Origin of the sequence: Streptomyces sp. NPDC048751, from assembly GCF_043198595.1 — a bacterium.
Classification (GTDB): domain Bacteria; phylum Actinomycetota; class Actinomycetes; order Streptomycetales; family Streptomycetaceae; genus Streptomyces.
Map to the genome: position 1 here is coordinate 272,649 of NZ_JBICUX010000006.1, position 12,532 is coordinate 285,180.

General features: G+C 70.3%; 9 protein-coding genes. 5 read left to right on the forward strand and 4 right to left on the reverse strand.

Annotation, left to right across the window (positions count from 1 at the left end; genetic code table 11):
* Positions 1–20: 20 nt before the first annotated feature.
* Together ACGFNV_RS21035 and ACGFNV_RS21040 are read right to left on the reverse strand one after the other, a co-directional pair.
* The gene (locus ACGFNV_RS21035; protein WP_133930616.1) at positions 21–155 is read right to left on the reverse strand and encodes an SPW_0924 family protein; all 135 of its coding nucleotides are present in this window, start codon (positions 153–155) and stop codon (positions 21–23) included.
* Positions 156–310: 155 nt separating this feature from the next.
* Positions 311–2,113, reverse strand: a complete 1,803-nt coding sequence (locus ACGFNV_RS21040) for a lytic murein transglycosylase (protein ID WP_393624469.1) — start codon at positions 2,111–2,113, stop codon at positions 311–313.
* A 341-nt stretch (positions 2,114–2,454) separates the two neighbouring features.
* On the opposite strand from ACGFNV_RS21040, the gene ACGFNV_RS21045 reads away from it, so the two are divergent.
* A complete protein-coding gene (locus ACGFNV_RS21045; protein WP_393624470.1) occupies positions 2,455–3,315 on the forward strand; it encodes a DUF4184 family protein in 861 nt (286 codons plus the stop codon).
* Here ACGFNV_RS21045 and ACGFNV_RS21050 read toward each other — a convergent pair.
* Both ACGFNV_RS21050 and polA read right to left on the reverse strand, forming a co-directional pair.
* Complete coding sequence (locus tag ACGFNV_RS21050; protein ID WP_393624471.1) at positions 3,281–3,622, reverse strand: hypothetical protein; 342 nt, start codon at positions 3,620–3,622, stop codon at positions 3,281–3,283. The genes ACGFNV_RS21045 and ACGFNV_RS21050 overlap by 35 nt on opposite strands.
* Positions 3,623–3,971: 349 nt before the next feature.
* Entirely contained in the window at positions 3,972–6,698 is a 2,727-nt protein-coding gene (polA, locus tag ACGFNV_RS21055; protein ID WP_393624472.1) for a DNA polymerase I, read from the reverse strand.
* A 229-nt stretch (positions 6,699–6,927) separates the two neighbouring features.
* Between polA and ACGFNV_RS21060 the strand changes: the two genes are divergently transcribed.
* The 4 genes from ACGFNV_RS21060 to ACGFNV_RS21075 all read left to right on the forward strand — a co-directional run bounded on the left by ACGFNV_RS21060 (position 6,928) and on the right by ACGFNV_RS21075 (position 12,531).
* On the forward strand, positions 6,928–9,207 hold the full coding sequence (locus ACGFNV_RS21060) for an FdhF/YdeP family oxidoreductase (protein WP_393624473.1): 2,280 nt from the start codon (positions 6,928–6,930) through the stop codon (positions 9,205–9,207).
* Between the two features lie 62 nt (positions 9,208–9,269).
* Positions 9,270–9,758, forward strand: a complete 489-nt coding sequence (locus ACGFNV_RS21065; protein ID WP_393624474.1) for a PaaI family thioesterase — start codon at positions 9,270–9,272, stop codon at positions 9,756–9,758.
* A 500-nt stretch (positions 9,759–10,258) separates the two neighbouring features.
* A complete protein-coding gene (locus tag ACGFNV_RS21070; protein ID WP_393624475.1) occupies positions 10,259–11,488 on the forward strand; it encodes a branched-chain amino acid ABC transporter substrate-binding protein in 1,230 nt (409 codons plus the stop codon).
* A gap of 113 nt (positions 11,489–11,601) precedes the next feature.
* A complete protein-coding gene (locus ACGFNV_RS21075; RefSeq protein ID WP_393624476.1) occupies positions 11,602–12,531 on the forward strand; it encodes a branched-chain amino acid ABC transporter permease in 930 nt (309 codons plus the stop codon).
* The last annotated feature ends 1 nt before the right edge of the window (position 12,532 follow it).

A 12,532-nucleotide genomic window follows, 5' to 3' on the forward strand; every position in this document is an offset into this window, starting at 1 on the left:
CCTCCTTCCCGAGTGGACGGTCACGGGTGTGCGGGCACCGTGGTCAGCAGCGGCTTGGGGGACGTGTGGCCGGTGGGTGTGCCGATCGCGGTGAGGGTGAACATCAGGGCGAGCGCGACGGCGAGGCCGGTCGCGGCGGCGATCAGGGCGCGCATGCGGGCCTCCCGGTGAAGCGACCACGGAAGCTGATGGTTCGTCAGGTCGGGCACCGTAGCAACGGCCGCGTGAGATGAGAACACGTCGCACACGACGGCGGCGCCCCTCCCGGTGGGGAGGGACGCCGCCGTCGTCGTACGGGAACTGGCCGGTGCTACGCCGTGGGGCTCGGCGACGTGCTCGAGGACTCGCTCGGGGACGTGCTCTCCGAGGGGGTCGCCGACGTGCTGTCCGTCGGGCTCGGGGACACCTCGGGTGCCGTCACGGTCAGTTCGACCGTGAGGGTCGCGCCACCGGTGGTGGTGATGCGCAGCAGGTACGTGCCGGCGGTGTCGTCGGCGTACAGCTTCGGCAGCGTGAGCAGGCCGTTCGCGTCGGTCTGCAGCCCCGTCAGGGTGCGGACGGTCTTGCCGTCGGCGTCCTTGAAGTAGGGGCCCTTGTCGTTCACGGTCGCGTCGTCCGCGGACTTGACGAGGGTGGCGGTGGCGGCGACCTTGTCCGCCACGGCGCCCTTGTAGGTGGCCTTCACCTGGACCTGGTCGGCGAACTCGCCGCCCGCGACACAGGTCAGCACGGTGGCGCTGGTGCGGGCGAGGGCGTCGGCGGCGCGGGCGGTGACGGTCGCCCGGTAGTCGAGACCGGGCAGCGCACGGCCGACGACGACGGCGCGGACCGTGAAGTTCCCGGTCTTCTCGCCCGCCTGGAGCAGGGGCGTCACGGCGACACCGGAGCCGTCGGTGACGGTCGTGGCGACGCTCTCGCCGCCGGTGAAGGTGGCGTCGGTGTCGCCGACGATGGTGAAGCGGACCCTGACCTTGGCGACGGCCGCGCCGGACTTGGTCTCGGCGCGGGTGCTGATCCTCTTGGTGAACCGGTCGCCGGCGGTCGCCGTGAGCGTGGCGGTGCCCGCGTCCTCGAGGTGATCCACCGTGTCGGTGGGCGTCGGGACGGGGGTGCCGGGCGGGGTCGGCTCACTGGGCGTGGTCGGGTCGGTGCCCGGGTTCGTCGAGCCGCCGCCGGGTTTTGTCGAGCCGCCGCCGGGCTTGTTCGGCTCGGGGCTGGGCTTCGGCTTCTTCGGCGGGGTCGTGGACGGCGAGGAGCCGGTGGACCCACCCGTGCCCTCGTCGCTGCGGTTCGAGGGGACGCTGCCGGTGCCGTCCGGGATCTCGTGGGTGCCCTTGCGGTAGTACTCCAGCCACGACAGGACGAGGTTCAGGTAGTCCTGCGAGTTGTTGTAGCTGAGGATCGCGCGGTTGAGGTCGGACTGGGTGGACAGGTCCCAGCCGTTGCGGCACAGGTAGTGGCCCGCCGCGAGCGCGGCGTCGTAGACGTTGTTGGGGTCCTTCTTGCCGTCGTCGTTGCCGTCGCGGCCCGCCCAGGCCCAGGTGGACGGAATGAACTGCATGGGACCGATGGCCTGGTCGTACGCGCTGTTGCCGTCGTACGCGCCGTTGTCGGTGTCCTTGATGAGCGCGAAACCGTTGCCGTCGAGCTGCGGGCCCAGGATCGGCGAGATGGTGGTGCCGCTCGCGTCCACGCGACCGCCGCGGGCCTGACCCGACTCGACGTTGCCGATGGCGGCGAGGAGCTGCCAGGGCAGGTTGCAGCCCGGCTTGGACGCGGCCAGTTCGGCCTCGGCCTTCTTGTAGGCGTCGAGGACGGTCGCGGGGATGCCGGCCTCGGACGCGCCCGGGTCGGCCGGGGTGGTGGCGCTCGGAGTCGGCAACGGCGTCGGGCTGTTCAGCGGCGGCAGGTCCGTGTAGTACGGCGAGTTGCCGGTCGCACTGCCGTCGGGGTTCGCAGTGGGCGTGGACTGGGCGTCGGCGGTGGACTGTCTGCCGGGTTCCTCGGTCGTCACTCCCGGCGCCTGGGAGGCGGACAGAGCCGCGACCGCCGCCGCGGCCACGGCGGTGGTGAACGCCGTCTTGCGGAGCCTCACGCCGAATTGCGCCGCCATAGAGTGAACCCCTCCCGTGGACGCCTGAGCGCCCGTGTCCTGTATGCCCTGCTCGGCCGGTACTTCGCCCTGTGCTCGACTCCGTGCCTCGACCTGTTCTGACGATCGACCCGCCCTCGGGGTTGCACGCGTGGAGCGTTCGATTCGCCGGTCGGCCGGGGTGCGGCCATGTTGTCCCACTTGTACTGCCCCCGACACGGGGGCCCAGGCGACCCTACGACAACTCGCTTTACATGGACACCTGTTCGCACCCGATTTTCACCCACTGGCCATCCCGCATACTGGACGGCGTCGATCAGTGGGTCGGGGGGACCGGCCGACGTCCGTCCCGGGGGGCCCAGTTGCCGTTCACTCTGAGCCATGCGGCCGCCGTGCTGCCCGTCGTGCGCACCGACGGAACAGGCCGGGGGCGACTGGTACCGGCCGTGCTCGTCGCGGGCTCCTTCTCTCCCGACATGACCTATTACGCAGCGAGTGTCCTGTCCGGGGCGATGGAGTTCGGTGACGTCACCCACTCCTTCCCGGGCGTGTTCACGGTCGACGTTCTCATCACCTGGGCGCTGGTGGGCCTGTGGCTGCTGGTGCGCGAGCCGCTGGTCGCGCTGCTGCCGCGGCCCAGGCAGGCGCGGACGGCCGCCCTGCTGCGCTGCGGGACACCACGCGCGCGCGTACGTGCGTCCCTGCTGCTGTGGTGGTACGTCTCCGCGGTGCTCGGCGCGCTGACCCATGTCGTGTGGGACGCGTTCACGCACCTCGACCGGTGGGGCATGCGGCTGTTTCCCGTCCTCGGGCAGGAGGTGGCGGGCTCGCCGCTGTACTGGTACCTGCAGTACGGCGGTTCGGCCGTGGCCGCGGTCGTCATCGCCGTGTTCCTGCTGCGCGCGCTGCGTCGGGCGCCCTCGGGCGAACCGGCGGGCGTTCCCGCGTTGTCGCTGCGGGACCGGTGGTGGGCCGGCGCGGTGATCGGCGGGTGCGCGGTGGTGGCGGCGGTGCAGCGGGCGACGCGGTGGTGGGAGTACTGGGGGGCGCGGGCCGAGCCGTGGGAACTCATCCCGACGGTGTGCTTCGGGGCGGGCGCCGGGCTGGTCCTGGGGCTGCTGCTGTACGCCGTGGGAGTCCGGGTGTGGCGGCCGGCCGCCCGGGGTGTGATCGGCCGGCCTGAGGGCGTCAGCGTGGAGCGGAGCCGTCCGGGCGCTCGGTGAGGGGCGCGACGAACACGGTGAGGGTGCGGCGGGGCGGGCGGGGCCCGGGGAGCCGTGCGAGGAGCAGTGCCACGTAGCCGGCCAGGTGACCGCGGGCCAGGTCGGCCCACAGCCGCCAGGTCCCTCGCGACTCGGAATCCCGCGACAGCCGGACGGTCATCCCGCGCCGGAATGCCGCGAGGGACCGGCGCGCGGCTGCGGCCCGGGTGGTGGGGATGCGGGCGCTGCTCGCACGCGGCGCGAGAGCCGGGACCGCGGGGAGCGGCGCGGAGTGGGCCGTCTTGGCGTTGGCCTGCGTGTGTGCCATCGCCGGGGAGTGGGCGCGTGCGGGTGCCGTCCGGCGGTGAAGCATGTGTATACCCATGGGCGCATCTTGGCGGGCCGGGGCGCCGGGGGGCCTTCTGGCGGGGGCCACGCGGGTGAGTGGGCCTGCGGCGGCCGGCCGGGGGTGGGCTGGTGTGGCGGTCCGGCTGGTCGTGCGGGTGGGTCGGTCGTCCGTACGGCGGTCGTCGGGCACCGCCGGACCGCGCCGTCCTGGTGACGCGCCGTCCTGGTGACGCGCCGTTGTGGCGGAGCAACGAGGGGCGGTGCCGAGCCCGCCTCACCCGCGCGTGCTCGGCACCCCCTCGAAAGCTTCTGAGGCTCCTGCCGTGGGACTAGTGAGCCGCCGATTCCCAGTCCGGGCCCACGCCGACCGACACGTCCAAGGGGGCGCGGAGGTGGACGGCGTTGGCCATTTCGTGGCGGACGAGCTGTTCTGTGGCCTCGCGTTCACCGGGGGCGATTTCGAGGACGATTTCGTCGTGGACCTGGAGGAGCATGCGGGAGCTGAGGTTCGCCTCGCGCAGGGCACGGTCCACGTTGAGCATGGCGATCTTGACGATGTCGGCCGCGGTGCCCTGGATGGGCGCGTTGAGGGCCATGCGCTCGGCTGCCTCACGGCGCTGACGGTTGTCGCTGTTGAGGTCGGGCAGGTAGCGGCGGCGCCCGAACAGGGTGGCCGTGTAGCCGGTCGCCCGGGCCTCGTCGACCGCCCGGCGGAGATAGTCGCGTACGCCGCCGAAGCGCTCGAAGTACGCGTCCATCAGGGCGCGGGCCTCGGCCGCCTCGATGTTGAGCTGCTGGGACAGGCCGAAGGCGGACAGTCCGTACGCCAGGCCGTAGGACATCGCCTTGATCTTGCGGCGCATCTCGGCGTCCACCGCGGCGGGCTCGACCGCGAAGACCTGGGAGGCCGCCGTGGTGTGCAGGTCCTCGCCGGAGGTGAACGCCTCGATGAGGCCCGCGTCCTCGGAGAGGTGCGCCATCACGCGCAGTTCGATCTGGCTGTAGTCGGCGGTCATCAGGGATTCGAAGCCCTCTCCGACCACGAAGCCGCGCCGGATCGCCCTGCCCTCGTCCGTGCGGACCGGGATGTTCTGCAGGTTCGGGTCGGTCGACGACAGGCGGCCGGTCGCGGCGACCGTCTGGTTGAAGCTGGTGTGGATGCGGCCGTCCGCGGCGACCGTCTTGATCAGGCCCTCGACGGTGACGCGGAGCTTGGCCTGTTCGCGGTGGCGGAGCATGATGACCGGCAGCTCGTTGTCGGTCTGGGTCGCGAGCCAGGCGAGGGCGTCGGCGTCCGTGGTGTAGCCCGTCTTGGTCTTCTTCGTCTTCGGCAGGCCCAGTTCACCGAAGAGGACTTCCTGGAGCTGCTTGGGCGAGCCGAGGTTGAACTCGTGCCCGGCGGCCGCGTGGGCCTCCTTCACGGCCTGCTGCACGGCACCCGCGAACATCTGCTCCATGGCCTCCAGGTGGGCCCGGTCGGCCGCGATGCCGTGCCGCTCCATGCGGGCCAGCAGCGCCGAGGTGGGGAGCTCCATGTCGCCCAGGAGGTCCGCGGCGCCGACCTCCTCGAGGCGGCCCGTGAACGCCTCGCCCAGGTCGAGGACCGCGCGGGCCTGCACCATCAGGGCCTCGGCCTCGGCTCCGTCGTCCGCGCCGAAGGCCAGCTGGCCGTCGGCCGTGGCGGCGGGGGCCAGCTCCCGGTGGAGGTACTCCAGGGACAGCGCGTCCAGGTCGAAGGAGCGGCGGCCCGGCTTGACCAGGTAGGCGGCGAGCGCGGTGTCCATGGAGACGCCTGCGACGCTCCAGCCGTGCTCGGCGAAGACCCGCATCGCGCCCTTGGCGTTGTGCAGGACCTTGGGGCGGTCCTGGGCGGCCAGCCAGGCCGCGAACGCGTTCTCGTCGGCCTCGTCGAGCTGGGACGGGTCGAACCAGGCGGCCGCTCCGCCGCCCGCGGCGAGCGCGACCTCGGCGACGGAGCCGGTGCCCAGCGCCCAGGTGTCGACGGTGGCGACACCGAGCGGCGCGCCGGCGTGCTCGGCGAGCCAGCCGGCCAGCTCGCCGGTACCGAGGACCTTGCCCTCCAGCTCCACACCGGCGTCGATGACCGGGGTCGCCTCGGCCTCCTCGGCGCCCGGGTCCACGGCGAGCAGCCGCTCCCGCAGTGAGGGGTTGCGGATCTCCAGGGTGTCCAGGACCATCGCGACCGTCTTGCGGTCGTAGGCCGTGCGCTCGAGGTCGGCGACCGTCTTGGGCAGCTCGACGGTGCGCACCATCTCCGTCAGGCGGCGGTTGAGCTTGACCGACTCCAGGTGGTCGCGCAGGTTCTGCCCGGCCTTGCCCTTGACCTCGTCGACGCGCTCGACCAGTTCCGCGAACGAACCGAACTGGTTGATCCACTTCGCGGCCGTCTTCTCACCGACGCCAGGGATGCCGGGGAGGTTGTCGGACGGGTCGCCGCGCAGCGCCGCGAAGTCCGGGTACTGGGCGGGCGTCAATCCGTACTTCTCGAAAACCTTCTCCGGGGTGAAGCGGGTCAGCTCGGAGACACCCTTGGTCGGGTACAGCACGGTCGTGTGCTCGCTGACCAGCTGGAAGGAGTCACGGTCGCCGGTGACGATCAGCACCTCGAAGCCGTCGGCCTCGGCCTGGGTGGCGAGGGTGGCGATGACGTCGTCGGCCTCGAAGCCGTCCACGGCGAACCGGGAGACATGCATCGCGTCGAGCAGCTCGCCGATCAGCTCGACCTGGCCCTTGAACTCGTCGGGCGTCTTGGAGCGGTTCGCCTTGTACTCCGTGAACTCCTCGGAGCGCCACGTCTTGCGGGAGACGTCGAAGGCCACCGCGAAGTGCGTGGGCGCCTCGTCGCGCAGCGTGTTCGCCAGCATCGACGCGAAGCCGTAGATCGCGTTCGTCGGCTGGCCCGTCGCGGTGGTGAAGTTCTCCGCGGGCAGCGCGAAGAACGCGCGGTACGCCAGCGAGTGCCCGTCCATGAGCATCAGGCGCGGGCGGCTGTCGCCGGAACTGTTGTCGGTCTTCTTCGATGCTGTCTCTGCCACGCCCCCGATCCTGCCACGGCCCACTGACAGTCGACCGCCCCCGGTGCACGGTCGGGCCCGAGGACGCGGTCGACGGGCCGACGCCCCCGCTCGCCCCGCAGGAATCCGTCCAGGCGCGCACCCCCGCCGCCGGCCCACATCCGCCGGCCCCGCCCGCCCACCCACATCTCCACCGGCACATGGGAGGATCCATGCCGTCCCCCCCTGTGTACGCGAAGGAGAGTGCGCGATGGCGACGAAGCCCCCCAAGAGCGATCCGGTGCAGGACGCGCCTCAGGTCGCCGAGCCGAAGCACGCGGCGGCGGGGCTGCCGGCCATCGGACACACCCTGCGCATCGCCCAGCAGCAGATGGGTGTGAAGCGCACGGCGCTGACCCTGCTGCGGGTCAACCAGAAGGACGGCTTCGACTGCCCCGGCTGCGCCTGGCCGGAGCCGGACCACCGGCACAAGGCCGAGTTCTGCGAGAACGGCGCGAAGGCGGTCGCCGAGGAGGCCACCCTGCGCCGGGTCACCCCGGAGTTCTTCGCCGCGCACTCCGTCGCCGACCTCGCCGGCCGCAGCGGCTACTGGCTGGGCCAGCAGGGCCGCCTCACGCATCCCGTGTACCTCCCCGAAGGGGGCGAACACTACGAGCCGGTGACCTGGGAGCGCGCCTTCGACATCATCGCCGAGGAGATCACCGCCCTCGGCTCCCCCGACGAGGCCGTCTTCTACACCTCCGGGCGCACCAGCAACGAGGCCGCGTTCCTCTACCAGCTCTTCGCGCGCGAGCTCGGCACCAACAACCTGCCCGACTGCTCCAACATGTGCCACGAGTCGTCCGGCTCCGCCCTGTCGGAGACCATCGGCATCGGCAAGGGCAGCGTCCTGCTGGAGGACCTCTACAAGGCGGACCTGATCATCGTCGCCGGCCAGAACCCGGGGACGAACCACCCGCGCATGCTCTCCGCACTGGAGAAGGCCAAGGCCAACGGCGCGAAGATCATCAGCGTCAATCCGCTGCCCGAGGCCGGCCTGGAGCGCTTCAAGAACCCGCAGACCCCGCAGGGCATGCTCAAGGGCGCCGCGCTCACCGATCTGTTCCTGCAGATCCGCATCGGCGGCGACCAGGCCCTCTTCCGTCTCCTCAACAAGCTGATACTCGACACACCCGGCGCCGTCGACGAGGACTTCGTCCACGAACACACCCACGGCTACGAGGACTTCGTCGACGCCGCCCGCGCCGCCGACTGGGACGAGACACTCGCGGCGACCGGCCTGACCCGGCCAGAGATCGAGGAAGCCCTGCGCATGGTCCTCGCCTCGCAGCGCACCATCGTGTGCTGGGCGATGGGCCTCACCCAGCACAAGCACTCCGTGCCGACCATTCGCGAAGTGGTCAACTTCCTGCTGCTGCGCGGCAACATCGGCCGCCCGGGCGCCGGCGTGTGCCCCGTGCGCGGCCACTCCAACGTGCAGGGCGACCGCACGATGGGCATCTTCGAGCGCCCCGCCCCCGCCTTCCTGGACGCCCTGCAGAAGGAGTTCGGCTTCGCACCCCCGCGCGCGCACGGCTACGACGTCGTACGGGCCATCCGCGCCCTGCGCGACGGCGAGGCGAAGATCTTCTTCGCCATGGGCGGCAACTTCGTCTCCGCCTCACCCGACACCGATGTCACCGAGGCCGCCATGCGGCGCGCACGGCTCACCGTGCACGTGTCGACGAAACTCAACCGCTCGCACGCCGTCACGGGCGCGCGTGCCCTGATCCTGCCCACCCTGGGCCGTACCGAGCGCGACCTCCAGGACGGCGGCGAGCAGTTCGTGACCGTCGAGGACTCCATGGGCATGGTGCACGCCTCCCAGGGCCGTCTGGCCCCCGCGAGCCCGCACCTGCTGTCGGAGCCCGCCATCGTCTGCCGGCTGGCACGCCGGGTGCTCGGCGCGGACAGCACCGTGCCGTGGGAGGAGTTCGAGAAGGACTACGCCACGATCCGCGACCGCATCGCGCGCGTGATCCCCGGTTTCGAGGACTTCAACACGCGCGTGTCGCGCCCCGGCGGCTTCACCCTCCCGCACGCCCCGCGCGACGAACGCCGCTTCCCGACGGCCACCGGCAAGGCCAACTTCACGGCGGCGCCGGTGGAGTACCCCGAACTGCCCGAGGGCCGGTTGCTGTTGCAGACACTGCGCTCGCACGACCAGTACAACACCACGATCTACGGCCTGGACGACCGCTACCGGGGCATCAAGAACGGCCGCCGAGTGGTGCTGGTGAACCCCGAGGACGCCCGCGCGCTGAAGCTCACGGACGGCTCGTACGTCGACCTGGTCGGCGAGTGGAAGGACGGCGTGGAACGGCGCGCGCCCGGCTTCCGCGTCGTGCACTACCCCACCGCGCGGGGCTGCGCCGCCGCCTACTACCCCGAGACCAACGTCCTCGTCCCGCTGGACGCCACCGCCGACACCAGCAACACCCCGGCGAGCAAGTCCGTCGTCGTACGTCTGGAACAATCGACCACCGACTGAGCGTTTGCTCAGACGGTTGGGCCGGACGGCCCGACCCTCCCGACGAATGGAGACCGGGCCCCATGGGCGAGCAGCAGTTCGTTAACTTCCCGCCGGAGGTCATCGACGAGTACGCGGCACTCGGCGTCGACCTCCACGCCCTGTTCTCCGCGGGCCACCTCGGGACGCGCATGGGCGTGGAGATCGTCGAGGCCTCGGCGGAGCGGGTCGTCGCGACGATGCCGGTGGAGGGCAACACCCAGCCCTACGGGCTGCTGCACGGAGGCGCCTCCGCGGTGCTCGCCGAGACCATCGGGTCGATCGGCGCGATGCTGCACGCCGGCAGCTCCAAGATCGCCGTCGGCGTCGACCTGAACTGCACCCACCACCGCGGCATCCGCTCCGGCCTCGTCACCGGCGTCGCCACACCCGTCCACCGGGGACGCACCTCGGCGACGTACGAGATCGTGATCAGCGACGAGGCCGGCAAGCGCGTGTGCAGCGCCCGCCTGACGTGCGTCCTGCGGGACGTACGGCCCGGCGACGCGGGGCACATCAAGACAGAGAACTGACGGCTCGTCGACTCACGCCCCGCAATCCGGCATGTCCAGGAATGCGGGGCTTTGTCGACTACGCCGGTCCACCTTTCCTTGGCGTAACTCTGCGTAATGCAGGCGCAATGGCAAACCTCGGAGAACCGGGGCCCATTACGGCCGCCCGCCCCGCCCCGGACGCCCCCGAAGAGCACTCAAGTCGCCTGCGGCAACGACTTCTCGTCATCACCAAAAACGAAAACACTGCTGAAAAGGCCAGCACGCGTCCTGCGGGTTCTCACTATGCGGACGGGGCGAATCGGCCCGAATTCCACGCATCCCCCCACCGAGTACCGCTCTGCATTACGTCGTGTCATAACAAGAGCGTCACAGCCTTGGTCAGACACTCCTCCACCTTCCCCGCACACGCTTAGAGTCACGCCCAGTCACCGCGCCATCGGATTCGAAGTCAATTCGGCCCAGCGCTCGACTCGGCGCGTTCCAGGGGGGACCGCCGTGCCAGGGAAAGGACCTGATTCGTGCGTCAACGTTCGATCATCGCCATCACCGCCGCGCTCGCGGCGGGATCGCTGACACTCACCGCCTGTGGGTCGCGTGACGACGACGGCAAGAGCAGCAGCGGAGACAAGACCACCGTCGTGATCGGCGTCGACGCCCCGCTCACCGGCGACCTGTCCGCGCTCGGCCTCGGCATCAAGAACTCCGCCGACCTCGCCGTGAAGACCGCCAACAAGCAGGAGTTCGTCAAGGGCGTCGAGTTCAAGATCGAAGCCACCGACGACCAGGCCCAGCCCTCCGTCGGCCAGCAGAACGCCCAGAAGTTCATCAGCGACAAAACCGTCCTCGGCGTCGTCGGCCCACTGAACTCCGGCGTCTCCCAGCAGATGCAGAAGCCCCTCAACGACGCGGGCCTCACCCAGATCTCCCCCGCCAACACGGGCACCGAGCTCACCCAGGGCGACGGCTGGAAGACCGGCAAGTCCGTCCGCCAGTTCAAGACCTTCTTCCGCACCGCCACCACGGACGAGATCCAGGGTGCCTTCGCCGCCGAGTACCTCTACCAGAAGGCCGGCAAGAAGAAGGTCTACCTGATCGACGACCAGAAGACCTACGGCGCCGGCCTCGCCGCCTCCTTCAAGACGAACTTCACCAAGCTCGGTGGCAAGATCGTCGGCAGCGACCACGTCAACCCCGACGACCGCGACTTCAACGCCGTCGTCGCCAAGATCAAGAAGACCGGCGCCGACGCCCTCTACTACGGCGGCGAGTACCCCGCCGCCGCCCCCCTGAGCCAGCAGCTCAAGGACAGCGGCCAGAACATCCCGCTCATGGGCGGCGACGGCATCTACTCCGGCGAGTTCCCCAAGCTCAACAAGAAGGCCGAAGGCGACCTCGCCACCTCCGTCGGCAAGCCCGTCGAGCAGCTCCCCTCGGCGAAGGAATTCATCGCCAACTACAAGAACGCCGGCTACAAGGACGCCTACGAGGCCTACGGCGGCCTCACCTACGACGCGACCTGGGCCATCATCGAGGCCGTCAAGATCGCCGTCGAGGGCAACGACGGCAAGGTCCCGTCCGACGGCCGCAAGGCAGTCCTGGACGCCATGGCCAAGGTCAAGTTCGACGGCGTCACCGGCACCATCTCCTTCGACGAGTTCGGTGACACCACCAACCACATGATGACCGCCTACAAGGTCAAGAACGGTGCGTGGGCCCCCGAATACAGCGCCGCACCCAACGTCAGCTGAGCGAGGCCGAGCAACACACCCTCCCCACCTCACATTGATCCAGGCCGCGCGGGAGTGCCCACCAGCGCTCCCGCGCGGCGCCATATCCGAACCACTCCAACGGAGGCCCTGCGGTGCACGAACTGCCGCAACAGCTGGCCAATGGACTCATCCTCGGCGCGATGTACGGTCTCATCGCGATCGGTTACACGATGGTCTACGGCATCGTTCAGCTCATCAACTTCGCCCACGGCGAGATCTTCATGGTCGGGGGCTTCGGGGCCCTCACCGTCTGGCTCACCCTCCCCGACGGCTTCGCCCTCGGCGCAGCCATCCCCCTCATGATCCTCGGCGGCGTCATCGTCTCCGTCGCCGTCGCCACCGCAGCCGAGCGCTTCGCCTACCGGCCCCTGCGCACCGCCCCGCGACTGGCACCCCTCATCACCGCCATCGGCCTCTCCATCGTCCTCCAGCAGGCCGTATGGATGTGGTACCCCGACGCCAAGAAGGACCGCCCCTTCCCGCAGTTCAGCGGCGGCCCCATCGACGTCCTCGGCGCCAACGTCCAGCGCGGCGACCTCTTCGTCCTCATCGCCGCACCCCTGTGCATGGTCGCCCTCGGCCTCTTCGTCACCAAGACCCGCTCCGGACGCGGCATGCAGGCCACCGCACAAGACCCCGACACCGCCAAACTCATGGGCATCAACACCGACCGCATCATCGTCATGGCCTTCGCCATCGGCGCCGCGTTCGCCGCCATCGCCGCCGTCGCCTACGGCCTCAAGAACGGCCAGGTCGGCTTCCGCATGGGCTTCCTCATGGGCCTCAAAGCCTTCACCGCAGCCGTCCTCGGCGGCATCGGCAACATCTACGGCGCCATGCTCGGCGGCATCGTCCTCGGCGTCGCCGAATCCCTCGCCACCGGCTACATCGGCGACATCCCCGGCATGGACCTCTTCGGCGGCGGCGCCTGGAAGGACGTATGGGCCTTCGCCCTCCTCATCCTCGTCCTGCTGTTCAGGCCACAAGGTCTACTCGGCGAACGCGTCGCGGATCGGGCGTGAT